Annotated in this window: 20 protein-coding genes and 1 tRNA gene; 17 read left to right on the top strand and 4 right to left on the bottom strand. The window is 67.0% G+C overall.

Annotated elements, in window-relative coordinates:
• Nucleotides 1–125: 125 nt before the first annotated feature.
• Nucleotides 126–2,027: an AMP-binding protein gene (locus LDO15_RS07655; protein ID WP_223985592.1), complete on the top strand. Its 1,902-nt coding sequence runs from the start codon at nt 126–128 to the stop codon at nt 2,025–2,027.
• A gap of 130 nt (nt 2,028–2,157) precedes the next feature.
• Here the strand turns inward: LDO15_RS07655 and LDO15_RS07660 are convergent, their stop codons facing one another.
• Together LDO15_RS07660 and LDO15_RS07665 are read right to left on the bottom strand one after the other, a co-directional pair.
• The gene (locus tag LDO15_RS07660; RefSeq protein WP_223985594.1) at nt 2,158–2,877 is read right to left on the bottom strand and encodes a response regulator; all 720 of its coding nucleotides are present in this window, start codon (nt 2,875–2,877) and stop codon (nt 2,158–2,160) included.
• Nucleotides 2,874–4,610, bottom strand: coding sequence for a sensor histidine kinase (locus tag LDO15_RS07665; RefSeq protein ID WP_223985596.1), 1,737 nt, complete (start codon nt 4,608–4,610; stop codon nt 2,874–2,876). Before LDO15_RS07665 ends, LDO15_RS07660 begins: the two co-directional genes overlap by 4 nt.
• Nucleotides 4,611–4,746: 136 nt before the next feature.
• Between LDO15_RS07665 and LDO15_RS07670 the strand changes: the two genes are divergently transcribed.
• The 11 genes from LDO15_RS07670 to LDO15_RS07720 all read left to right on the top strand — a co-directional run bounded on the left by LDO15_RS07670 (nt 4,747) and on the right by LDO15_RS07720 (nt 16,918).
• Nucleotides 4,747–6,105 (top strand): cation:dicarboxylase symporter family transporter, encoded by a 1,359-nt coding sequence (locus tag LDO15_RS07670; RefSeq protein ID WP_223985598.1) that lies wholly within the window; start codon nt 4,747–4,749, stop codon nt 6,103–6,105.
• A gap of 300 nt (nt 6,106–6,405) precedes the next feature.
• Nucleotides 6,406–7,305: an AAA family ATPase gene (locus LDO15_RS07675; protein ID WP_223985600.1), complete on the top strand. Its 900-nt coding sequence runs from the start codon at nt 6,406–6,408 to the stop codon at nt 7,303–7,305.
• A 119-nt stretch (nt 7,306–7,424) separates the two neighbouring features.
• Complete coding sequence (locus LDO15_RS07680) at nt 7,425–8,237, top strand: ScpA family protein (RefSeq protein WP_223987188.1); 813 nt, start codon at nt 7,425–7,427, stop codon at nt 8,235–8,237.
• A 125-nt stretch (nt 8,238–8,362) separates the two neighbouring features.
• Complete coding sequence (locus tag LDO15_RS07685; protein ID WP_263428381.1) at nt 8,363–8,932, top strand: SMC-Scp complex subunit ScpB; 570 nt, start codon at nt 8,363–8,365, stop codon at nt 8,930–8,932.
• A gap of 110 nt (nt 8,933–9,042) precedes the next feature.
• Nucleotides 9,043–10,314 carry a pseudouridine synthase gene (locus tag LDO15_RS07690; protein ID WP_223985604.1) on the top strand — a complete coding sequence of 424 codons (1,272 nt, stop codon included), beginning with the start codon at nt 9,043–9,045 and terminating at the stop codon, nt 10,312–10,314.
• 2 nt (nt 10,315–10,316) lie between these two features.
• Nucleotides 10,317–11,426 carry a prephenate dehydrogenase gene (locus tag LDO15_RS07695; RefSeq protein ID WP_223985607.1) on the top strand — a complete coding sequence of 370 codons (1,110 nt, stop codon included), beginning with the start codon at nt 10,317–10,319 and terminating at the stop codon, nt 11,424–11,426.
• Nucleotides 11,426–12,187 carry a (d)CMP kinase gene (cmk, locus tag LDO15_RS07700; protein WP_223985610.1) on the top strand — a complete coding sequence of 254 codons (762 nt, stop codon included), beginning with the start codon at nt 11,426–11,428 and terminating at the stop codon, nt 12,185–12,187. The genes LDO15_RS07695 and cmk overlap by 1 nt, the downstream gene beginning before the upstream one ends.
• A 67-nt stretch (nt 12,188–12,254) precedes the next feature.
• The gene (locus LDO15_RS07705) at nt 12,255–12,935 is read left to right on the top strand and encodes a lysophospholipid acyltransferase family protein (protein WP_223987190.1); all 681 of its coding nucleotides are present in this window, start codon (nt 12,255–12,257) and stop codon (nt 12,933–12,935) included.
• The gene (gene der / locus LDO15_RS07710; RefSeq protein WP_223985613.1) at nt 12,932–14,482 is read left to right on the top strand and encodes a ribosome biogenesis GTPase Der; all 1,551 of its coding nucleotides are present in this window, start codon (nt 12,932–12,934) and stop codon (nt 14,480–14,482) included. Before LDO15_RS07705 ends, der begins: the two co-directional genes overlap by 4 nt.
• Nucleotides 14,483–14,631: 149 nt before the next feature.
• A tRNA-Pro gene (locus tag LDO15_RS07715) sits at nt 14,632–14,708 on the top strand.
• Nucleotides 14,709–15,055: 347 nt separating this feature from the next.
• Nucleotides 15,056–16,918, top strand: coding sequence for a polysaccharide lyase (locus tag LDO15_RS07720; protein WP_223985615.1), 1,863 nt, complete (start codon nt 15,056–15,058; stop codon nt 16,916–16,918).
• Between the two features lie 166 nt (nt 16,919–17,084).
• On the opposite strand, the gene LDO15_RS07725 is transcribed toward LDO15_RS07720, so the two are convergent.
• Complete coding sequence (locus LDO15_RS07725; protein WP_223985618.1) at nt 17,085–17,954, bottom strand: DNA-formamidopyrimidine glycosylase family protein; 870 nt, start codon at nt 17,952–17,954, stop codon at nt 17,085–17,087.
• Between the two features lie 193 nt (nt 17,955–18,147).
• Here LDO15_RS07725 and gcvH point away from each other — a divergent pair, with 193 nt between their 5' ends.
• The 5 genes from gcvH to LDO15_RS07750 all read left to right on the top strand — a co-directional run bounded on the left by gcvH (nt 18,148) and on the right by LDO15_RS07750 (nt 21,356).
• Nucleotides 18,148–18,534, top strand: a complete 387-nt coding sequence (gcvH, locus tag LDO15_RS07730; RefSeq protein WP_223985621.1) for a glycine cleavage system protein GcvH — start codon at nt 18,148–18,150, stop codon at nt 18,532–18,534.
• Between the two features lie 154 nt (nt 18,535–18,688).
• Nucleotides 18,689–19,165 carry an FHA domain-containing protein gene (locus LDO15_RS07735; RefSeq protein WP_223985624.1) on the top strand — a complete coding sequence of 159 codons (477 nt, stop codon included), beginning with the start codon at nt 18,689–18,691 and terminating at the stop codon, nt 19,163–19,165.
• 17 nt (nt 19,166–19,182) lie between these two features.
• Complete coding sequence (locus LDO15_RS07740; protein WP_223985627.1) at nt 19,183–19,905, top strand: MerR family transcriptional regulator; 723 nt, start codon at nt 19,183–19,185, stop codon at nt 19,903–19,905.
• A complete protein-coding gene (locus LDO15_RS07745) occupies nt 19,905–20,408 on the top strand; it encodes a bifunctional nuclease family protein (RefSeq protein WP_120954887.1) in 504 nt (167 codons plus the stop codon). The genes LDO15_RS07740 and LDO15_RS07745 overlap by 1 nt, the downstream gene beginning before the upstream one ends.
• A gap of 351 nt (nt 20,409–20,759) precedes the next feature.
• Nucleotides 20,760–21,356 carry a MerR family transcriptional regulator gene (locus tag LDO15_RS07750; protein WP_223985630.1) on the top strand — a complete coding sequence of 199 codons (597 nt, stop codon included), beginning with the start codon at nt 20,760–20,762 and terminating at the stop codon, nt 21,354–21,356.
• Nucleotides 21,357–21,483: 127 nt separating this feature from the next.
• Here LDO15_RS07750 and LDO15_RS07755 read toward each other — a convergent pair whose 3' ends face one another.
• Nucleotides 21,484–22,374 carry a ParA family protein gene (locus LDO15_RS07755; RefSeq protein WP_223985632.1) on the bottom strand — a complete coding sequence of 297 codons (891 nt, stop codon included), beginning with the start codon at nt 22,372–22,374 and terminating at the stop codon, nt 21,484–21,486.
• Nucleotides 22,375–22,470: the final 96 nt, after the last annotated feature.

The raw sequence follows: 22,470 nt of genomic DNA on the forward strand, positions 1-22,470 counted from the left end.
CTTTGCCCAGTATTCTGCGGCTGCAGTGTAGAAATTAGCCAGCCGTGTATACACAACCCTTGTGCCGCCGGTCTTCACCGGTCTACCATGGGCTGCATCACACCGTCGTGGACAGGATGCATGTCATGGTCAGCAAGAGCTACCGGCCCGCTTATGAACGTAGCCTGGAACAGCCCGCAGAATTTTGGCTGGATGCCGCGCGGGGGATCTCCTGGTCCGCCGAGCCCCGCCAGGCCCTCGACGACAGCCGGGCACCGCTGTACGACTGGTTTCCCGACGGCGTCCTGAACACGTGCTACAACGCCCTTGACCGGCACGTGGCCCAGGGCAGGGGCGCGCAGGACGCCCTGGTCTACGACTCGGCCATGCTGGGAATTCAACAGCGCTTCAGCTATGCCGAACTCACGGAGCTCGTGGCCCGGTTCGCCGGTGTGCTGCGCCGCAGCGGAGTCGGCCGGGGCGACCGCGTTGTGATTTACATGCCGATGATCCCCGAGGCCGCGATCGCGATGCTGGCCACCGCCCGGCTCGGCGCCGTGCACTCCGTGGTCTTCGGCGGCTTTGCGCCCAAGGAACTCGCCGCCCGGATCCGGGACGCAGCCCCCGCCGCGGTGGTGACGGCATCCGGCGGCATCGAGCCGTCGCGCCGGATTGAATACCTGCCCGCCGTCGCCGAGGCCCTCGGCATCGCGGGCGCCCCGGACACCCCGGTACTGGTCAAGGCCAGGGAGGGCTTCGCCACGTCCGTGGCCGCACACCCCGGATGGCTCGACTGGGACACCGAGATGGCCTCCGCCGAGCCCGCCGCGCCGGTGGACGTCAAGGCGACGGATCCGCTGTACATCCTCTACACCTCGGGCACCACCGGCTCGCCGAAGGGCGTGGTGCGGGACAACGGCGGCCATGCCGTGGCCCTGAGATGGACCATGGAAAACATTTACGACGTCGGTCCGGGGGACGTCATGTGGACGGCCTCCGACGTCGGCTGGGTGGTGGGCCACTCCTACATCGTGTACGGGCCGCTGTTGGCCGGCGCCACCACGGTGCTGTACGAAGGAAAGCCCGTCGGGACCCCGGACGCCGGCGCGTTCTGGCGGGTGATCCAGGACCATAAGGTCAACGTGCTGTTCACCGCGCCCACCGCACTGCGTGCCATCCGGAAGGCCGACCCTGAGGCGCAGCTGCTCGAAAAGTACGACATCTCCAGCCTGCGGACCCTGTTCGCGGCGGGCGAGCGGCTGGACACCGACACGTTCCACTGGGCCTCCCGGGTCCTGGGCGTTCCGGTGGTCGACCATTGGTGGCAGACCGAGACAGGCTGGGCCATTTGCGCCAACCCCCGCGGCCTCGACGGGCTGCCGATCAAGGCAGGCTCGCCCAGCGTCCCGATGCCCGGCTTCAGGCTCACGATCGTCGACGGCGCGGGCGAGGACGTGGAGGCCGGCACCGAGGGCAACATTGTCCTGGGCCTGCCGCTGCCGCCTGGCACCCTGACCACGCTTTGGCGCAACGACGAACGCTACGTTTCCTCCTACCTCCAGGCATTCGAGGGCTACTACGCCACCGGCGACTCCGGCTACCGTGACGAGGACGGCTACGTGTTCGTCATGGGCCGCACCGACGACATCATCAACGTCGCCGGGCACCGGCTCTCCACCGGCGCCATGGAACAGGTGATCGGCCAGCACCCGGCAGTTGCCGAATGCGCGGTGATCGGCCTCGCCGACCCGCTCAAGGGCCAGCGGCCCAGCGGCTACGTGGTCCTCAAATCCGGGGTGGACGTGCCTGAGGACATCCTGGTCAAGGACCTTATCGCCCTGGTCCGGCGCGACATCGGGGCCGTGGCGGACTTCAAACACGTCACCGTGGTGGAGGCCCTGCCCAAGACGCGGTCGGGCAAGATCCTGCGCAAGACCATGCGCCAGATCGCCGACGGCGAGAACTACGTGGTGCCTTCCACGATCGAGGACGCCGGCGTGATCGACCGGCTGCTCGGCACCCTGCGCCCCGCCGCCACGGGGGAGTAGCGCGTACAGAGTGTCCGGCAGCCAATGGCGGCGTGGCGCGCCGCCGAGTCCGCATTTCGCGTCAGTGTTTCGCGGAATCATTGCCGCCAAGTGCGACCTCGACGACGTGAAAACGCGGGGCGGGGCAGGCCTACGACGGTGGCCGGTTCCAGCGGTACTCGTTCTCCGGCCGGCCGGGGGTGCCGTAGCGCGCGGCGCGGGAGACTGTCCCGCCGTCGGCCAGGTATTCGAGGTAGCGCCGGGCGGTGACCCGGGACATGCCGAGCGATTCCATGACCTCGCTGGCCGACACCGCCCCGGCCTGACCCCTGATGAAGTCCTTGACTGATTCCAGCGTGGAGACGGACAGGCCCTTGGGCAGCGACACCTCGGACGGGGCACGCAGGCTCGCGAAGGCCTGGTCCACATCACTTTGGGAGGCACCGGGCCCGGGGCCTCCCGCCCGGGGTGAGGCCAGCTGCTCGCGGAACTGCCGGTAGCTGGCGAGTTTGTCCGCGAACGTGGCGTACGTAAACGGCTTGATCAGGTACTGGACCACGCCCGTGGCCACCGCGCTGCGGACGATGTTCAGTTCCCGCACGGCGGTGATGGCGATGATGTCCGCGAAGAGTCCGGCCGCCCGCATCCGGCGTGCGATGTCCAGCCCGTGCAGGTCCGGGAGGTTCATGTCCAGCAGCACCAGTTCCACCGGGTTGCCAGCCGCGGCGAATTCCGTGAGCAGGCGCAGGGCGGACTGCCCGTCGGGAGCGGAGCCGGCCAGGGTGAATCCGTCAAGCCGCCCGATGTAGGCGGCGTGCGCTGCGGCGGCGATGGGCTCGTCTTCGACGACGAGCACCCGGATGTCGCTCATGGCTGTCCCTCTTTTGTGACCGGCGGTGTTGTGACCGGCAGTGTTGTGACCGGCGGTGTTGTGGCCGGCAGTGTGACGCGGAAGAGTGCTCCGGCAGGGCTGGTGATTGTCATGGTACCGCCCAGGCGCTGCACGGCCTGGCGGACCAGGGCCAGGCCGAGGCCCCGTCCGAACGGGCCCGGCGCTTTGGTGCTGAAGCCGTGACGGAAGACGTCGTCCACGGCCGCGGGGTCTATTCCGGGGCCGCTGTCCTCCACAGTGAGCTCGAGCGTGGATCCGGTGGTCTCGACCGTCAGCTCTACGAGCCTGGGTGCCGGTGCTTCGGACGCGGCGTCGATCGCGTTGTCCAGCAGGTTCCCCAGGATGGCCACCAGGTCCTGCACGGCCAGCCCCGTCACCGCCGTAGAACCGCTCGTATTGAGGGTCAGTTCGACCCCGCGTTCATGCGCTTCGGCTGCCTTGCCCATGATCAGGGCGCCGAGCACCGGTTCCTCGATGGAACTCACCAGGTCATCCGTCAGGCGCTGGCTGAGTTCCAGATCCTTCGTGGCGAAGTCCAGCGCCTCGGGGGCCCTCCCCAGTTCCATGAGTGAGACGATCGTGTGCAGGCGGTTGGCATGCTCGTGGGTCTGGGCGCGAAGGGCGTCGGAAAGCGTGCGCATGGTTTCCAGTTCGCTGCCGAGGGATTCGATTTCGGTCCGGTCCCGGATGGTGGCCACAGTTCCGTAAACAGGAGTGCCGTGGCCAGACGCCCCGGAAACCGGCCCCCGCCGTCGGTCTGCCGCGGAGGCAGGGCCCACCGCCGGGCCCTGGTTGACCACCAGGACCCGGGACCCGGTCAGATGGATCTCATCGAGCGCGGTCCGCCCGGATTCGAAGAGTTCCTTGAGGCTGGGGGCAAGCGGCAAATCCGCGAGCGACGGCGCCGCCTTCCTCCCGCGTGCTGCGGCACCGGCGGTATCCGTGGCAGGTGCGCCGTCGGAAGACTGCTTGGGCAGCCCCAGCAACTCGGCGGCCTGGTCGTTGTACATCACCACTTTGCCCTTGGGGTCGATGAGGATCACGCCCTCCCGCACCGAATGCAACACCGATTCGTAATAGGCGAAGAGCTGGCCCAGTTCCTCGGGTCCCCAGCCGCGGGTCACGCGGCGAAGGTACCGCCCCAGAAGCCATGACGCCACCGAGCCGCCGACCAGCAGCGCCAGGGCGATGGCCAGCAGAGCCGGCAGCCTGCCGGAGATCGCCACATCCACTGTCCGGACCGTCACGCCCGCGGCCACGAGGGCCCGCACTTTTCCGTCCGCATCCTTGACCGGGGCGATGGTGCGTACCGACGGGCCGAGCGTGCCGGCCATGACCTCCGTGAACACCTGGCCATTGAGGGCCTCATCGATCGACCCGATATACGGCTTGCCCAGTTCCTCGTCGCGGGGATGCGTCCACCGCGTCCGGTCCGGGGCCATGATCGTCACGAAGTCCGCGTCCGCATCCTTCATGATCTTCAGGGCATACGGCTGGAGCAAGGCTGACGGGTCGGGGGCGCTCGCCGCCTGCAGGACGAAGGGAGCATCGGCCACAGTGGTGGCAATGCCGGCCATTCGGCGTCCGGCCTCTTCATAGGCGTGATCGCGGGCGTCGACGAAGGTGGCCGTACCGACAACGGCCGTCAGCGCCACGATGAACAGCAGTTGGGACACAAACAGCCTGCGCGCGATGCTCCAGCGGTGGATCATCAACACCTTCCATGACCAATATGAACGCAAGGGTGATGTGCATCACCTCGTCATCAATGATGGGGTTACACACAAGAACGGACTTCAGCGGACCGCATGGACCGCACAATAGTCCAGCCTATCCAAGGAGCACACCATGGCCTCTCAGCGAGGAGAGTCAGCGGCACCGGCCGCAGCGCCGGCCAAGAAGCGCAAGGGACTGGACAAGTCCCACTACCTCTACATTGCGGTCATCGTCGCCGTGATCGCAGGTGCCCTCGTCGGGCTGCTGTTCCCCGAAGTCGGCAAGTCCCTCAAGCCGCTGGGCGACGGTTTCATCAAGCTCATCAAGATGATGATTGCCCCCGTGATCTTCTGCACGATCGTGCTGGGCATCGGCTCCATCGCCAAGGCCGCCACGGTAGGCAAGGTCGGCGGCCTGGCGCTCGCCTACTTCGTGGTCATGTCCACCTTCGCCCTGGCGATCGGCCTCGTAGTCGGCAACCTGATCCACCCCGGTGAGGGCCTGAAGCTCGCGCCCTACGACCCGAACAAAAAAGCTGCGGTCGACAGCACCGTCGACTTCCTGCTGGGCATCATCCCCGGCGACATCCCCGTGCTGCCGACGCTCCTCGCCGCGATCCTGGTCGGCTTCGCCCTGCAGAAGATGGGTCCGCAGGGAGCCCCGATCCTCAAGGCAATCGGCTACGGACAGGCCCTGGTGTTCCGCATCCTCATCATGATCATGTGGATGGCCCCGGTCGGCGCCTTCGGTGCGATCGCCGCCGTCGTCGGCGCCACCGGAGTGCAGGCCATCTTCAGCATGTTCACCCTGATGATCGCCTTCTACATCACCTGCGCGCTGTTCATCGTGGTGATCCTCGGCGGACTGCTCAAGGTGGTCGCCGGCGTCAGCATCTTCCGGCTCATGAAGTACCTGGCCCGCGAATACCTGCTGATCTTCTCCACGTCTTCCTCCGAAGCGGCGCTGCCGCGACTGATCGCGAAGATGGAACACCTCGGCGTGTCCAAGCCCGTCGTCGGCGTCACCGTACCCACCGGATACTCCTTCAACCTTGACGGGACGGCCATCTACCTGACTATGGCCGCGCTCTTCGTCGCCAACGCGATGGGTACCCCGCTGGACCTCGGTGCCCAGGTTTCCCTGCTGGTCTTCATGATCATCGCCTCCAAGGGTGCCGCTGGTGTCACCGGCGCCGGCCTCGCCACCCTGGCCGCCGGGCTCCAGGCCCATGCGCCGCAGCTGCTGGGCGGCGTGGGCATGATCGTCGGCATCGACCGCTTCATGTCCGAGGCCCGAGCCCTGACCAACTTCACCGGCAACGCCGTCGCCACGGTGCTGATCGGCACCTGGGTCAAGGAGATCGACGGCGAACGCGTTGACCGTGTCCTCGCTGGCGCCGAGCCCTTCGATGAAGAGACCATGATCGCCGGCCACGCCGGCGCCCAGGATGCCGTTTCAGAGCCTGCCCCGGCTGTCCCCGCCTATGCCTAGGCCCGACCCCGCCTGAACCGACCACCGCAGGCGACTGCCCGGACACCCGCCAGTGTCCGGGCAGTCGTCGTTCCGCTGCGGCGAGGGCAGCCAGTGCCCCGGCTCCCGCTAACTCTTCCGCCGCCGGCATCAACCTTCGACTTCTACCGGAAGGTCAAGGCTCAGATGACGGCGGTTGTCAAGGTCCGCCGAATACCGTGTCGGGCGCTGTAACCTTGGGAGGAACACGCTGGGCTCCGGGAGCCCGGCGGCAGCAAGATAGGCACCACAATCACCGTCATCGAAAGTGTGGATAGATACGTGAGCAGCGAACAGGGTTCAGCAACTCTGGAAGGCACCGAACTCGATCTGGAAGACGCCATCATGGGCCCCACAGGGCGCCCCCAGCGCGACTTTCCGGAGCCCGCGCCGCTGTCCTCCCACGGTCCTGCGCGGGTCATCGCCATGGTGAACCAGAAGGGCGGAGTCGGTAAGACCACGTCCACCATCAACCTCGCCGCCGCACTGGCCGAATACGGCCGCCGCGTGCTCCTGGTTGACTTCGATCCGCAGGGTGCCCTGTCCGCGGGCCTGGGCACCAACCCGCACGAGCTCGACCTCACCGTGTACAACGTGCTGATGGACCGCAAGGTGGACATCCGCGACGCCATCCAGAAGACCGGCGTTGAGAACGTCGATCTGTTGCCGGCCAACATCGACCTCTCCGCCGCCGAGGTGCAGTTGGTCAACGAAGTGGCCCGCGAGCAGGTCCTGGACCGGGCGCTGAAGAAGGTCGAGGACGACTACGACGTCGTCCTGATCGACTGCCAGCCCTCCCTCGGCCTCCTCACCGTCAATGCGCTGACTGCCGCGCACGGCGTCATCATCCCGCTGATCTGCGAATTCTTCGCCCTGCGCGCCGTGGCGCTGCTCGTCGAAACCATCGACAAGGTCCAGGATCGGCTCAACCCGCGCCTGCAGGTCGACGGCGTCCTCGCCACGATGTACGACGCCCGGACCCTGCACGGCCGCGAGGTGATCGCCCGCCTGGTGGAGGCCTTCGGCGACAAGGTCTTCGAAACCGTCATCAAGCGCTCCATCAAGTTTGCCGACGCCACCGTGGCGGCCGAGCCCATCACCACCTACGCGGGCAACCACGTCGGTGCCGACGCCTACCGCCGCCTGGCCAAAGAGCTCATTTCGCGCGGCGGCGCGCCCTAGCCACGAACGTGGCAGGCGCCTCCTCGCCGCCGGCGGAGCTCGACGCGCCGGCGGATCCAGTAGCCCCGGACCTCCCGGCAGAGCCGGAAGGCACGGCAGTGCCGGAAGCCACGGCAGGGCTGCCCGGGAAGAAGCCCGGATTCGAAGTGCGGCTGGCCAACTTCACCGGCCCATTCGACCTCCTGCTCGGCCTGATCTCCAAGCATCAGCTGGACATCACCGAGGTCGCACTGTCCACGGTCACGGACGAATTCATCAAGTACATCCGCGGGCTGCAGCAGCTGGGGGAGGAGTGGGCCCTGGACGAGGCCAGCGAATTCCTGGTGATTGCGGCCACGCTCCTGGACCTCAAGGCCGCCCGGCTGCTGCCCGCCGGCGAGGTCGAGGACGAAGAGGACATTGCCCTGCTGGAAGCCCGCGACCTCCTGTTCGCCCGGCTGCTGCAGTACAAGGCCTTCAAACACGTGGCCGGGATGATCGGCGCCACGCTCGAGCACGAAGCCCGCCGGTATCCCCGGCAGGTGGCGCTGGAGGGACACTTCGCGGCACTGCTCCCCGAACTGCTCTGGCGGCACACCCCGGAGCAGTTCGCCGGCCTGGCCGAGGCCGCCCTCAAGCCCAAGGAAGCAGCCCCCACGGAAGTGGGGCTGGCACACCTGCACGGTGCTCCGGTCAGCGTCAAGGAACAGGCCGAACTGCTCGGGGACCGGTTGCGGCTGGGCACGCCCCTGACGTTCCGGGCATTGATCGCCGACGCCGAATCCACCCTCGTGGTGGTGGCGCGGTTCCTGGCGCTGCTGGAGCTGTTCCGCGACCGCGCGGTGGGCTTTGACCAGCTGCTGCCGCTGGGGGACCTGACGGTGCACTGGACGGCCGATACCTACGAGTGGAGCAGCGAAAACCTGAGTGAAGAATACGAGGACCAGCCGTGAACGAAGGATTGCCAGGTACTAAGCCGGGCACTGAGGCGGGAACCGGGCCTGACGTTGAGCCTGGCACACGGCCGGACGTGGCGGCCCTGCCCGGCGGCGCCCGCGCCGCCCTCGAAGCCGTCCTGATGGTGATCGACGAACCGGCCACGGCCACGGCCCTGGCCACGGGACTGAACCTGACGGTCGACGCCGTCGAATCCCTGCTGGCTGACCTGCAGCGGGAGTATAACGGCTATACTGTTAATGCCCCGGATGTGGACGATGCCAGTTTTAACGGCTTCAGCACCACCGCCCGGGGTTTTGAATTGCGGAATATCGCCGGAGGCTGGCGCATCTATTCCCGCGCGGAGTTCGCCGAGATCGTGGGCGGGTTCGTGCTGGAGGGACAGACAGCCAGGCTGACGCAGGCGGCGCTCGAAACGCTCGCCGTCATCGCTTACCGCCAGCCCGTTTCGAGGGCGCGGGTGTCTGCAATTCGAGGAGTCAATGTTGACTCTGTCGTGCGGACGCTGACGCAGCGGGGGCTGATCGAGGATTCGGGAACTGATCCCGAATCCGGAGCAATCCTGTACCGCACGACGTCGTATTTCCTGGAGCGGATGGGAATCGGCTCTGTGGCTGAATTGCCGCAGCTTTCACCCCATCTTCCGGGGCTGGAAGGCATCGAAGAGTTTTACGACGCTGGAAGAATGTAGGCAGGAACCACTGCCTGCGCACGAGTATCCACCAGGGCAGAACCATTTTGCCCCGTCGGCGGGAGTTGTCGGGAGACAGCGGCCGTCGGCCAACAAATGAAGGACGGGTCATGACACAGGCGGGACGCCAGAGTTCACCACGTAACAGTTCGGGACGTAACAGTGCCGGACAAAACTATTCCGGCCAAAAGCCGGCGCAAGGCGGCTCAGGCCGCGGCGCACAGGGCGGCGCCGGCCGCAGCTCCGGCGGCGCAGGCCGCAGCGGCGGAGCCGGCTACAAGGGCGGCGGAGACCGCCCCTTCAAGCACCCCAAGCCGCGCGAAGAGGCCTTCATCGACCCGGACCTGCAGGGTCCCGACGGCGCGCCGTCGGCTGCCCGTCCGGCGTCCGGTGGCCGGAAGGCTGCAGCGCCGTACGGCCAAGCGCCGTCCGGCAAGGAAGCGGCCCGCAAGGCTGCCGCCCGCAAGCCCGGCTTCGGCAAGGCTCCCGGCACGCCCGGCGCCCTCAAGCCCAAGCCGCGCACCGGAGCCGCCAAGTTCGCGGGTCCCCGCGCCTTCGGCAGCGAACGCTTCGGCCAGAACCTCGGTCCGGTGCGCAAGCCCGCCCGCAACCGCGGACCGCGCCGCGAGGTGCCCCAGTCTGAGCTGCACGACTCCGACGGCATCCGCCTGCAGAAGGTCATGGCCTCGGCCGGCGTCGCCTCACGGCGCGTCTGCGAGGAAATGATCGCCGAAGGCCGCGTCGAGGTCGACGGCCAGGTTGTTACTGAGCTCGGCGTGCGCGTCGACCCGAAGACGGCCGTGATCCACGTCGACGGCCTGCGCATCCAGCTGGACGAGAACATGGTCTACATGGTCTTCAACAAGCCCAAGGGCGTTGTCTCCACCATGGAGGACCCGGACGGCCGCCCGTGCATCAGCGACTTCGTCCGCAACAGCCACGGCGAACGCCTCTTCCATGTGGGCCGTCTCGACGTCGCCACCGAAGGGCTGCTGCTCCTGACGAACGACGGCGAACTCGCCAACCGGCTGACCCACCCCTCCTACGAAGTCCCCAAGACCTACCTTGTGCAGGTCCGCGGGCCGTTCCCGCAGGGCATTGGCGCCGAACTGAAAGCCGGCGTCGAACTCGAGGACGGAATCGCCTCGGTGGACTCGTTCAAGCTCGTGGACTCGACCCCGGGCCACGTGCTGATCGAGGTCGTGCTGCACTCGGGCAAGAACCGGATCGTCCGGCGTTTGTTCGACGCCGTCGGCTTCCCCGTGCTGCGACTGGTCCGCGTCAAGGTTGGCCCCATCGGGCTGGGTGACCAGCGCCAGGGCAGCATCCGCAACCTCGGCAAGCAGGAAGTCGGCCACCTGCTGGCATCCGTGGGGCTGTAACCATGTCCGCCTTTCGCACGCACGGCCGCGGCCACCTGAACGGTCCGGTGGTCATTGTGGGCTCCGGTCTCTTGGGCACCAGCATCGGGCTGGGGCTGCGGGGGCGCGGAGTGGCGGTGTTCCTCTCGGATCCGTCGCCGACCAACCAGGCCGTCGCCGTCGACATCGGCGCCGGCCTGCCGCTGGCGCGCCTTGACGGCGACGAACCCGAGCTCGTCGTCGTGGCTGCGCCGCCGGACGTCACGGCGGACGTCGCTGCCAAAGCCCTGCAGGATTACCCGACCGCCGTCGTCGTGGACATCGCGAGCGTGAAGTCAGCCATCCTGGCCGATCTGCGCAGCCGCGGCGCCGACCTGGGCCGCTACGTGGGAACCCATCCCATGGCCGGGCGCGAGAAATCCGGCCCCGTCGCCGCCCGCGGCGAGCTGTTCACCTCCATGCCGTGGGTGGTGTGTCCGGCGGAGGAGACCCTGCCGGAATCCCTGCGGGTGGCGCGTGCGCTGGCCGGCGATCTCGGCGCCGTCGTGTCTGAATTCGGCGCCGAGGAACACGACGAAGCCGTGGCGCTCGTATCCCACCTGCCTCAGGTCATGTCCTCGCTGGTGGCCAGCCGCCTGCAGGGCACACCCCTGCACGCGCTGTCCCTGGCTGGCAACGGGCTGCGGGACGTTACGCGCATCGCCGCGAGCGATCCCACCCTTTGGGTCCAAATCCTGGGCGCGAACGCGCAGAAGGTGGTCGGGATCCTGTACGGAGTCCGCGAGGACCTCAACCGGCTGATCGGCACCCTGGAGGCCCCCACCGCTCCCGGCGCCCGGCTGGATCTTGCCCAGCTGATCAGCGAGGGCAACGCAGGCCAGTCCCGGATTCCGGGCAAGCACGGCGGACCCCCGCAGGCGTACTCGTGGCTCACGGTCCTGGTGGATGACACGCCGGGACAGATCGCGAAGCTCCTGACCGAGATCGGCGAGATCGGCGTCAACGTCGAGGACCTCCGGCTCGATCACTCCTCGGGACAGAATGTGGGCATGGTGGAAATTTCCGTCCTGCCCAACAAGCACGACCTCTTGATAGAAGCCCTTAACGACCGCGGATGGCGGGTACTCCAGTAATGACCCAGGAACTCATCGAGACCGTGAGCGTGCTCCGCCCCGGGAAAAGCCTTGTGGTTGCGATCGACGGCCCCTCCGGCTCCGGCAAGTCCAGCGTCAGCAAAGAGGTGGCCCGCCGGCTCAAGCTGGCCTACCTGGACACGGGCGCAATGTACCGCGCCCTGACGTGGTTCTGCGTGGAGAACGGCACCGACCTGAACGACGGGGCTGCCGTCGAGACCGCGGCCGAGGCCCTCCCGCTGGAGATCAGCACGAGTCCCCAGGAAGAGTATGTCCGCGTCGACGGGAAAGATGTCACGTTGGCCATCCGTGAGCCCGCCATTTCCGCGGCGGTCAGCGCCGTTGCCACCACGTTGGGCGCGCGCACGGAACTGATCCGCCGGCAGCGCGAACTGATCGAAAAGCACCACCGCCGCATGGTGGTGGAGGGCCGGGACATCACCACCGTCGTAGCCCCCGGGGCCGAGGTCCGGATGCTGCTCACCGCCAGTGAAGAGGCCCGGCTGCGCCGCCGGGGCATCCAGCTGGGCGGCAGCCAGAACGCCGAGCAGTTGGCGGCCCAGGTCACCCAGCGCGATGCGAAGGACTCCACGGTGGTGAACTTCACCACCGCCGCCGACGGCGTCGTCACTCTCGATTCCTCGGAGCTGGACTTTGACGAGACGGTTCAGGCCGCACTCGACATCGTGGACACCGTGGTCAACTACACCGTTGGCCAGCAGAAGAGCACCTCTCAGCACCGGGCCGCGCACGGTGACTGACGGGCGCACCCAGGCGGCACCGCCGGTTACCCTGCCCGGCCGCTGGACGACGGCGTGGAGCCGTCCCGTGGGCTGGCTCCTGGACCACGTCGCCTACCGCACCTCCGTGAGCGGACGGTCCAATGTCCCGGCGGCCGGGCCTGTGATTTTCGCGGGCAACCACATCAGCCTCCTCGACGGCCCTGTCATGTTCGGCGCCTCGCCCCGGCCCATGCACATCCTGGTCAAACAGGAGATGTTCACCGGATTCCTCGGCCGGGTGCTCACGGCGTCCGGCCAGCTGCCGGTGGACCGCCGCGGCGGCCGCGCGGCGCTGACGGCGGCCCGCCGCCTGCTCGACGCCGGACGGTGTGTCGGGATCCTGCCCGAAGGCACGCGGGGGAGCGGTGCGGCCGCCGCGATCAACAACGGTGTCGCCTGGCTGGCGCTCAACTCCGGCGCCACAGTTGTCCCCGTGGCCATCCTGGGCACAAGGGTCGGCGGCGAAGACCTGGGCACGGTTCCCGCACCCCGCCGCCGGCTGCACGTCAGCTTCGGCGGGGCCGTGAACGTCAGCCGCAGGCCCGGTGAGACCGGCCGTGTTTCAATGGACAGGGCGGGAATCGAAATCCGGGCCGCGCTGGCGCGCCATGTCCAGGACTCAGTACTAAGAACCGGGCAGTCCCTGCCCCACGCGGAATCCCCGCACCAACGTCATGAAGCAGTAGCCGGGACGTCGGCAGATCACCACCTAAGGAAAGTGCAATGAGCGATACGACTCAAACCTCCGGCAATTTTGGCGCCGGCGAAGACGAATACACGCCCACCGGCACCGACCAGGTGGCTGAACACCTTGCCGCCCTGGACGACGAGGAAGCGGAGATCCGTGCGGCCTCCCTGCGGGCCGGCCTGGACGACTACGAGCTCGACGAGGACGACGCCGCGCTGCTGAGCGGCCACTTCGACGACGAGGACTTTGACGGCCCGGTGAAACTGGATCCGGTCCTGGCCATCATCGGCCGGCCCAACGTGGGCAAGTCCACCCTGGTCAACAGGATCCTGGGCCGCCGCGAGGCAGTGGTCGAGGACACCCCCGGCGTCACCCGCGACCGTGTCATGTACTCGGCGAACTGGAACGGCCGCAACTTCACGGTCGTGGACACCGGCGGCTGGGAACACGATGCCCGCGGCATCCACGCCCGTGTGGCGGAGCAGGCCGAGATGGCCGTGGAACTCGCGGACGCCGTCCTGTTCGTCGTCGACTCCGCCGTGGGCGCAACCGCGACCGACGAAGGCGTCATGAAGATGCTGCGCAAGTCGAAGAAGCCGGTCATCATGGTGGCCAACAAGGTCGATGACTTCGCGCAGGAAGCCGACTCCGCCACCCTCTGGGGCCTGGGCTTCGGCGAACCGTACCCCGTCTCGGCCCTGCACGGCCGCGGTGTGGCCGATCTCCTGGACCACGTCATGGACACCCTCCCGGAGTACTCCCTGATCGAAGGCCTCGAGCGCTCCGGCGGTCCCCGCCGCGTCGCCCTGATCGGCCGGCCGAACGTCGGCAAGTCCTCGCTGCTGAACAAGCTCGCCGGTTCCGAGCGTGTGGTGGTGGACAACACCGCCGGCACCACCCGCGACCCGGTGGATGAATTCATCGAACTCGGCGGCCGCACGTGGCGCTTCGTCGACACCGCCGGCATCCGGCGCCGCCAGCACATGGCGCAGGGCGCGGACTTCTACGCCTCCCTGCGCACCCAAAGCGCGCTCGAAAAGGCGGAGGTCGCCGTCGTGCTCCTCGCCGTGGATGAAGTCCTCAGCGAGCAGGATGTTCGCATCCTGCAGCTCGCTGTCGAATCCGGCCGCGCCCTGGTGCTCGCCTTCAACAAGTGGGACCTCCTCGACGACGAGCGCCGCCGCTACCTGGAACGCGAAATCGAGCAGGACCTGGCCCACGTGGCCTGGGCCCCGCGCGTGAACATCTCGGCCAAGACCGGCTGGCACAAGGATCGTCTGGTCCCGGCCCTGGACACCGCACTGGAAAGCTGGGACAAGCGCATCCCCACCGGACGTCTCAACGCGTTCCTGGGCGAACTCGTGGCGGCGCACCCGCACCCGGTCCGCGGCGGCAAGCAGCCCCGCATCCTGTTCGGCACCCAGGCCTCCAGCCGGCCGCCGAAGTTCGTGCTCTTCACCACCGGATTCCTGGATCCGGGATACCGCCGCTTCATCACCCGGCGCCTGCGCGAGACCTTCGGTTTCGAGGGCACGCCGATCGAAGTCAACATGCGTGTGCGCGAAAAGCGGGGCAAGAAACGTTAATTCCGACACACCATGGCTGTGACAGCGTGAAATTGTCACAGGCACCCTCCGGGATCGTGTAAGCTTTTGGAGGTGGTTCGGCCGGACTGCTTGGAAGAAATTCTGGAGAAAAACCAGGGCGACTTCCCAGCGGAGAACGGCGGAACTAACGGGCTGTAGCGCAGCTTGGTAGCGCACTTGACTGGGGGTCAAGGGGTCGCAGGTTCAAATCCTGTCAGCCCGACCAACAGAAAGTACCCCGCCGTTCCTGATCAGGGAACGGCGGGGTTTTCTGTTTCCCTGGCCGGATCCTTCCCTGAGCGGATCCGTTCCGGCCGCCGGGCGACACTGCCGGCGCCGGGCTCCCGCTCGCTGCTCCTCCGGCCCGGCCGGCGCAGGCAGGCCGGCATCCGCAGTCCGGCGTCTGCGGCCGGCCAAGATTTCCCCAAGGTGGTACCGGATACTCTGCACGGACTATTGCAGGAGCAGCGCCTCCGCGGCGACGGCCCTCGTCGTCCCGGTGCCACTGCCCTTTGCGGACCACCATGCGGGTGTTTCACCCGAATTGAGAACCTCGGCTGGGCGGGTAGATCAATGAACATATTGCGACGCGCGGGAGTGCTGGCCGCGCTGAATCTCTTGGTTCTGGCCGGGGTGGCCCTTGGCGCGAGCCCGGCTTCTGCAGCTACCTGCCAGCCGGGGAGTCCGGGGCCGTCCAACCAGTATCCCGGCAGGACGGTGGCCGCCGCGAACTTTGAGTCGGGCAGCATCGCGGGTGACGGTTTCGACGCTCCCGTGACCGCGGGAACCGGCACCGCCGATGTCTCCTCTGCCGAACGACACTCGGGGCGCTGTTCCGCGCACCTGCATGTGACCACGGACGCGGGTTCCCTGGCCAATTTTTCGGCCCCGCTTCCCGCCGGCAGCGACGAGGTCTACACGGACGGCTGGTTCAACATCACCAAGGCCGGCGTGACGGGCAACGACGTCCCCTATTTCCGGTTCTTCAATGGCAGCACCCGGATGCTGGATCTGTTCCGGAACAACGGCAGCGGGGACCTGGTGCTGCGGGTGACCTCACCCACCCAGGCCGGTGCCTTCACCTACCGGACGCTGTCGCCGAACGTGCCGCTGGGCACATGGCATCATCTGGTGGTCCATGTGGTGGCCAACGGGGCGTCCTCGACGGTCGAGGCGTGGCTAGACGACCAGTTGGTCTATTCGAGCAAGCAGGTCGCCACCGGATTTTCCACCATTTCGCGGATACAGCTGGGAGCCGAACACCGTCGGCAGGCCGGCGACAGCTACATCGATGATGTGGTGATCAAGGCACAGAAGGCCGGCGGGTCCGCCTCGCAGCTTCCCGGGACGTTCACTCCCGTCTCTCCGACGCGGGTCCTGGACACCCGGAACAGCTCCCCGGTGGGCGCGGATTCCTCCGTTTCGTTCCAGGTCGCAGGTGTCAACGGGATGCCGGCGAAGGTCGCCGCCGTCGTATTCAACCTGACGGTGACCCAGCCGCGTGCTGTCGGGTTTATCACCGCCTACGCCTCTGGCACCTCCCGTCCCAACGCATCGAACCTGAACTTCTCCGCGCGCCAGACAGTGCCGAATCTCGTCACAGTCCCGGTCGGGTCAAACGGGAAGGTCGCACTGTTCAACAGGTCCTCGGGCTCGTCCCATCTGATCGCCGACGTCACCGGCTACTACGTCACCGGCACGCCGGCCACGGCAGGTGCCTTCAGGAGCCTCTCCCCGTCGAGGCTCCTGGATACCCGCTCCAGCGGCGGGGTGGGTGCGGACTCGGCGGTGTCTTTCCGGGTTGCGGGCGCCAACGGCATTCCTGCTTCGGTTGCTGCGGTGGTGTTCAACCTGACGGTGACCGAGGCCCGGTCCTTCGGGTTCGTCACCGCGTACGCGTCCGGCACGTCCAGGCCGAACGCGTCCAACCTGAACTTCTCGGCCGGCCAGACGGTGCCGAACTCGGTCACCGTCCCGGTCGGATCGGACGGCAAGGTGACCTTGTTCAACAGGTCCTCCGGAACGTCGCAGCTCATCGCGGACGTGGCCGGCTACTACCTGCCCGGCACGCCGACGGCGACGGGCGCGTTCAAGGCCCTCGGGCCCACCAGGGTCCTCGACACCCGCAACACCTCCCCGGTAGGGGCGGACGCTGCGGTGAGCTTCCGGGTCGCGGGCGCCAACGGCGTCCCCTCCGGTGCCTTGGCAGCGGTCTTCAACCTCACGGTCACCTCGCCGCAATCCTTCGGCTTCATCACCGCCTACCCCTCCGGCACGGCCCGGCCAAATGCGTCGAACCTGAACTTCTCCGCCGGGCAGTCGGTACCGAACCTGGTGTCCGCCCCGCTCGGTTCCGACGGCAGGATCGCCTTGTTCAACCGCTCCGCTGGCAAGGCCCACCTGGTAGCCGACCTCGCCGGCTACTTCCTCCCCTAGAAAAACGGGCCGCGCGGTAATCGAGCCGCGCGGTAACCGTGCCGTGCAGTAACCGGGCCGCGCGGTAACCGTGCCGTGCGGTAATCGGGCCGGGCGGTGTCCGCGACGCGGCGGCCGGGCGCCGGCGCCCGGCCGCCGCCGTGTCGGCTCAGCGCTCCGGAGGCGCCTACTTCAAAAAGCGCGACGTCCGGCGGTCGGCCAGGATCTTTCCCTTGGTCTGGCAGGTGGGACAGTACTGCAGGGCGGTGTTCGCAAAGGAAACCTCGCGAACGGTGTCGCCGCACACCGGGCACGCTTCGCCCGTCCGGCCGTGGACCCTCATGTGGCTCCGTTTGGTGTCCTTGAGCTCATTGGGCGCCTTGCCGTGCGCTTCCTGCAGGGCCGTTCCAAGAATGCTGTGGATGGCGTCATAGAGCAGCTGGACCGCATCCCGGTCCAGTGTCTTGGCGATGGCGAACGGAGAGATCTTGGCGGCGTGCAGGATCTCGTCGCTGTAAGCGTTCCCGATGCCGGCAATCACGCTCTGGCTTCTCAAGAGGCCCTTGACCTGTTGCGGGCTCGAGCCCAAGATTCCCGCCAAGGTATCGACGTCGAACCCGGGGCTGAACGGGTCCGGTCCGAGCGCCGCGATGCCGGGCACGTCGTGGGGATCCCGGACGACATAGACCGCCATGCCCTTCTTCGTGCCGGCCTCCGTCAAATCGAGGCCGCGCGGTCCTGCTGTGCCGGAAAAGGACAGACGCGCCGCAATGTGGCCCTGGCCCATCTTCAGCCGGATATCACTGGGCGCATCGGTGAAGCGGATCCAGCCGGCCCGCGCGAGGTGGAAAACGAATGACAGCCCGTCGGCGTCCAGGCTGACGAACTTGCCAAACCGCCGCACCCCGGTGACCACCCGGCCCTCAAGCCCGGAAAAGGGTGGATCGGCGGTCTTGAGTACCGCGAACGAGACGATCTGCACCCTCGTCACCGCTGCCCCGAGCAACTGCTTGCCCAGGAAAGCCGTCAGGCCCGCCACTTCCGGAAGCTCCGGCATTGCCTAGGCCGTTTGCGCTGGGCCGTCGGGGCCACAGTTGACTCTTTTCCTGACCGAAGCCCGCGCATATTCCGTCATCGCTTCATCATGTCAGAGTCCTCCCGGGCGCTGGCCGGATATGCCTATACTTTTCAGCGGCGGGCAGTTCGATTGGCCGCCGTTGACATTGGTGATTCCCGATGAAAGGCCCGTCATGAGCATCATTCCCGAAGAACTGTCCTACACCGCAGAACACGAATGGGTTTCGGCCCCCAACGCCGACGGGGTTGTGCGCGTCGGCATCACCGATTTTGCCCAGGACGCCCTCGGGGATGTCGTTTACGCCCAGATGCCCGAAGTGGGGACAACCATCAAGGCGAACGACGTCGTTGGAGAGGTCGAATCCACCAAAAGCGTCAGCGACATCTACGCCCCCGTCGCGGGTGAGGTCGTGGCCCGGAACGAGTCCCTGGATACCGACTCAGCCCTGATTAACTCGGATCCGTACGGTGAGGGCTGGCTTATCGAAATTAAGCTCGCGGAACCCGACGCGGTGGAGTCGTTGCTCAGTGCATCCGAGTATGAACAGCAGGTAGGCTAAAGACAGAGGTCGTTCGGGCGGGTCGCTGGGGAATGTTGTTGGGATAACAAACAAGCCACGCCCCACCCGAAGGCTCTCTCCGGGACTGCGAGGCTTTTCCGGACGGCATGCGTTGTTTGCAGGGGGGACACCTGCAGCGAATGAGGAGGACTCAATGTTTGGGCACGAACGGAACGACACCGGTGACGGTTACCGCGCGGGTGGAGTGAAAGCTTCGGAGACCACGTCGATCAACCTCACTCCGGTGCGCGACGAACCCAACTTCACGCCGAAGCTCTCTACCGAGGAGCGGGCTGCGGTCGAGGCCCTTCCCTTCGGATCTGCTTTGCTCGTCGCGCACAGCGGCCCCAACGCCGGCGCGCGTTTCCTGCTGGACACGGACGTCACGACGGCGGGCCGTCACCCGGACGCCGATATCTTCCTCGATGACGTCACCGTGTCGCGCCGGCACGTAGAGTTCCGCCGCACCCCGCGCAGCTTCGAGGTAGTGGACACCGGAAGCCTCAACGGCACCTACGTCAACCACGACCGCGTGGATTCGGTGGAGCTGAAGTCCGGCAATGAGGTCCAGATCGGCAAGTTCCGCCTCACCTTCTACCTGAGCCCTGCCCGCGCAGCAGGCAACGTCTGATTCCGGGGTAGCTGCCTGTGGCCACGGCACATGCGGACCGGCGCGGACCCCAGGTTCTGAACATCGGGGAAGTCCTGGCTCAATTGAGCGACGACTTCCCGAGCATGACGGCGTCAAAAATCCGGTTCCTGGAGGAAAAGGGCCTCATCAACCCGCAGCGCACCCCTGCCGGCTACCGGCAGTACTCCGAGAACGACGTCGAACGCCTGCGGTTCGTCCTGGCCCTCCAGCGGGACCAGTACCTGCCGCTGAAGGTCATCAAGGATTATCTTGACGCGATCGACCGCGGCGAACGGCCGGAGAACCTGCCGGCCGGCGTCACGCTCTCTCCGCGGATTGTCTCCGAGGAGCTGGCCACCGAGCTGCAAAGCCGTGCGCGCCGGCTCAGCGAGGAACAGCTCCGGGCCGAGTCCGGGGCGAGCGTTCCGCTGCTAGAGTCCCTGCTGAGCTACGGACTGATCGGGCACGTCAACGGCAAGTTCGATGAACACGCCCTGCAGGTGGCGCGGGCGTGCGTCCAGCTGGAGAGCCACGGCCTGGAGCCGCGCCACCTGCGTCCCTTCCAGGCGGCCGCGGACCGCGAATTCGGGCTCGTGGAACGTGCCGTAGCCACGCTGACCTCCCGCAAGGACGCCGCCTCCCACGCCCGGGCCGCCGAGGCAGCCCGGGAAATCAGCGACCTCTGCCTGTCCCTGCACCAGGCGCTGGTCCACGACCGCATCTCAAGGATGGACATCTGATGATTGAGGTGGAGATTGTGGGCGTGCGGATTGAGCTGCCGTCCAACCAGCCGCTGGTCCTGCTCAAGGAAATCCATGGTGAGCGCCATGTACCGATCTGGATCGGGACCCCGGAAGCCAGCGCCATCGCGCTGGCCCAGCAGGGGGTTGTCCCGCCCCGGCCGATGACCCACGACCTCCTGGTGGACGTCGTCGAGGCTCTTGGCCACACCATCGTCAGCGTCAACATCGTGGCGGTGGAAGACAACATCTTTTACGGGCAGCTGCAGTTCGAGAACGGAACCACCGTCAGCTCCCGTGCCTCGGATGCGCTGGCCCTGGCCCTGCGCGCCAAGTGCCGGATCTGGTGCGCCGATGCCGTCATGGACGAGGCCGGCGTCCGGATCACCGAACACGATGAGGGGGAGGACACGCACCCCGGGCCCGCCGTGGATGAAGAAGGCGAACTGCGGCGTTTCCGCGAATTCCTCGACGACGTCGAACCGGAGGATTTCGCCGGCTGAACCGCCCTAACTGGTGGCTCCACAGAGGTGTATGAGGCTGCCGGAGCGCCTGTGACTGGTGTGGTTTCTGAGGCTTCTGGGACCCCTGTGACGGACGTCAACGTTAAAGCCGAGAATGAAACTTTCGACACGCCCGCCGAATAGCCCCAACGTCTTTGACCTTGGGCCCCCGCAGGCCTAACGTCGGAGGTACAAGTTCCCATTGCATACGGTAGCCGCGCAAGTCACACTGGAAAGTGCAGCCCCGGCTGAATTACACGGATGGAGTCTTCATCCTGTGTCGTGCAGCCAGTCATATACATTGCTGCCGATGCAACTAACTCAGGGGAACTCACGACAAGGAGGGTCCACGTGAGTCCGAAAGGCGAAGCAGGCGAGCTCAAGCAAGCTGTAACGGCTGGCGTTGCTGTGCCCGCCAGCGGTGCCCAAGGCCTGCTGTTCACCGAGGATCTTCCCGTTCTGGACGAAGACGCGGGCTACCGCGGCCCTACCGCCTGCAAGGCGGCCGGCATCACCTACCGCCAACTCGACTACTGGGCCCGCACCGGACTCGTTGAGCCCGCCGTACGCGGCGCGGCCGGCTCCGGCTCGCAGCGGCTCTACGGCTTCCGCGACATCTTGGTCCTCAAGGTGGTCAAGCGACTCCTGGACACCGGGGTGTCCCTGCAGCAGATCCGCACCGCCGTCGAACACCTCCGGGAGCGCGGGGTCGAAGACCTCGCCCAGATCACGTTGATGAGTGACGGGGCGAGCGTCTACGAGTGCACCTCCGCGGATGAAGTCATCGATCTCGTCCAGGGCGGCCAGGGGGTGTTCGGCATCGCCGTAGGCCGTGTTTGGCGCGAGGTTGAAGGAAGCCTCGCCGCCCTGCCCAGCGAACACGCCGCGGACCAGTCCTTTCCCGACGACGAACTGAGCAAGCGCCGCGCCGCCCGCAAGATCGGCTAGCCCCCGGCGCCCACAGCATCTCCCGCCGTAACCAAACAACGCGGGGTCACTTTCCGCCCATCAGCACCTTCGGGATGGGCGGTAAGTGACCCCGCGTTGTTGTTGGCGTTGTTTCTGGCCGGAGCGGTCAGCGCTGGCTGCGGCTGCGGACCGTGCCCGCGGCAGCGAGGCCGCCGGGATTGAGCAGATTCTGCAGCAGGGCATCGAACAGCGCGGCCGCGTTCTTGGCCGAGTCACCGGGCCAGTGGTGGATGGAGTGGGCCGCGCCCTGGATCTGCTGCCAGTTGGCCTGCTCCGGGATGTGCGGGCTCAGCAGCAGCTGGCCGAACATGGACTCCATCTCCGAGAGCCGGAACGTGTGCTCCGCCGAGCCGCTGCGGACCCGGTTGGCCACGATGCCGGCGGGGGACAGCTTGGGGGCGAATTCCTGCCGGAACAGCTGGATGGCACGCATGGTGCGCTCCGTGCCGGCGACCGAGAAGAGCCCGGGCTCGGCCACCAGGGTCACTTTGTCGCTCGCGGACCACGCCATCCGGGTCAGGCCGTTCAGCGACGGCGGGCAGTCGACCAGGACCAATTCGTAGTTTTCGGCACCGGCCAGGACCGTGGAGAGCCGGCGGAGGTCACGGCGGCCGAGGTCGGGCCGGTCATAGATGCCCGTGTAGGCAGAGCCCACGGCCACATCAAGGACGGGTGCTGTGCCCGAACGTGCGGCGCCCGAACGTGCTGCCCCGGACAGGGCCGCCCCGTTGGCGTGGCCGTTGGCCCGGGCATGTTCCACCCAGCCGCTGGGAACCACGTTGTCCGCCAGGTGCGCGCGGCGGGGCGATCTCAGCATCCTGCCGATATCGAGCTGATCGTCCGGGCTGACGCCCAGGGCGGTGCTGGCATCAGCGTGCGGGTCAAGGTCGACGACGAGGGTGGGGATGCCTGCGGCCAATGCCGCCGACGCCAGACCGCTGGTCACGGATGTCTTGCCGACACCGCCTTTGAGGCTGCTGATGCTCACTACTTGCACTTGAAAAACCAATACCTAACGCCGGTTGCCGAGACGGGGTCGTGCCGGCTCCTGCGTTCTTGGGAGCCGGGGCGTGCGTGCGCCACCCACCCCCTC

It is taken from the genome of Arthrobacter sp. NicSoilB8 (assembly GCF_019977355.1).
In the GTDB taxonomy this organism is placed as follows: Bacteria; Actinomycetota; Actinomycetes; order Actinomycetales; family Micrococcaceae; genus Arthrobacter.

What these genes read in the sequence shown, in the direction of transcription:
- LDO15_RS07745 (WP_120954887.1), top strand. Translation starts at nt 19,905, where the DNA reads ATGATTGAGGTGGAGATTGTGGGCGTGCGGATTGAGCTGCCGTCCAAC.
- LDO15_RS07660 (WP_223985594.1), bottom strand. Translation starts at nt 2,877, where the DNA reads ATGAGCGACATCCGGGTGCTCGTCGTCGAAGACGAGCCCATCGCCGCC.
- LDO15_RS07655 (WP_223985592.1), top strand. Translation starts at nt 126, where the DNA reads ATGGTCAGCAAGAGCTACCGGCCCGCTTATGAACGTAGCCTGGAACAG.
- LDO15_RS07665 (WP_223985596.1), bottom strand. Translation starts at nt 4,610, where the DNA reads ATGATCCACCGCTGGAGCATCGCGCGCAGGCTGTTTGTGTCCCAACTG.
- LDO15_RS07670 (WP_223985598.1), top strand. Translation starts at nt 4,747, where the DNA reads ATGGCCTCTCAGCGAGGAGAGTCAGCGGCACCGGCCGCAGCGCCGGCC.
- LDO15_RS07720 (WP_223985615.1), top strand. Translation starts at nt 15,056, where the DNA reads ATGAACATATTGCGACGCGCGGGAGTGCTGGCCGCGCTGAATCTCTTG.
- LDO15_RS07735 (WP_223985624.1), top strand. Translation starts at nt 18,689, where the DNA reads ATGTTTGGGCACGAACGGAACGACACCGGTGACGGTTACCGCGCGGGT.
- LDO15_RS07695 (WP_223985607.1), top strand. Translation starts at nt 10,317, where the DNA reads ATGTCCGCCTTTCGCACGCACGGCCGCGGCCACCTGAACGGTCCGGTG.
- gcvH (WP_223985621.1), top strand. Translation starts at nt 18,148, where the DNA reads ATGAGCATCATTCCCGAAGAACTGTCCTACACCGCAGAACACGAATGG.
- der (WP_223985613.1), top strand. Translation starts at nt 12,932, where the DNA reads ATGAGCGATACGACTCAAACCTCCGGCAATTTTGGCGCCGGCGAAGAC.
- LDO15_RS07685 (WP_263428381.1), top strand. Translation starts at nt 8,363, where the DNA reads ATGGTGATCGACGAACCGGCCACGGCCACGGCCCTGGCCACGGGACTG.
- cmk (WP_223985610.1), top strand. Translation starts at nt 11,426, where the DNA reads ATGACCCAGGAACTCATCGAGACCGTGAGCGTGCTCCGCCCCGGGAAA.
- LDO15_RS07725 (WP_223985618.1), bottom strand. Translation starts at nt 17,954, where the DNA reads ATGCCGGAGCTTCCGGAAGTGGCGGGCCTGACGGCTTTCCTGGGCAAG.
- LDO15_RS07690 (WP_223985604.1), top strand. Translation starts at nt 9,043, where the DNA reads ATGACACAGGCGGGACGCCAGAGTTCACCACGTAACAGTTCGGGACGT.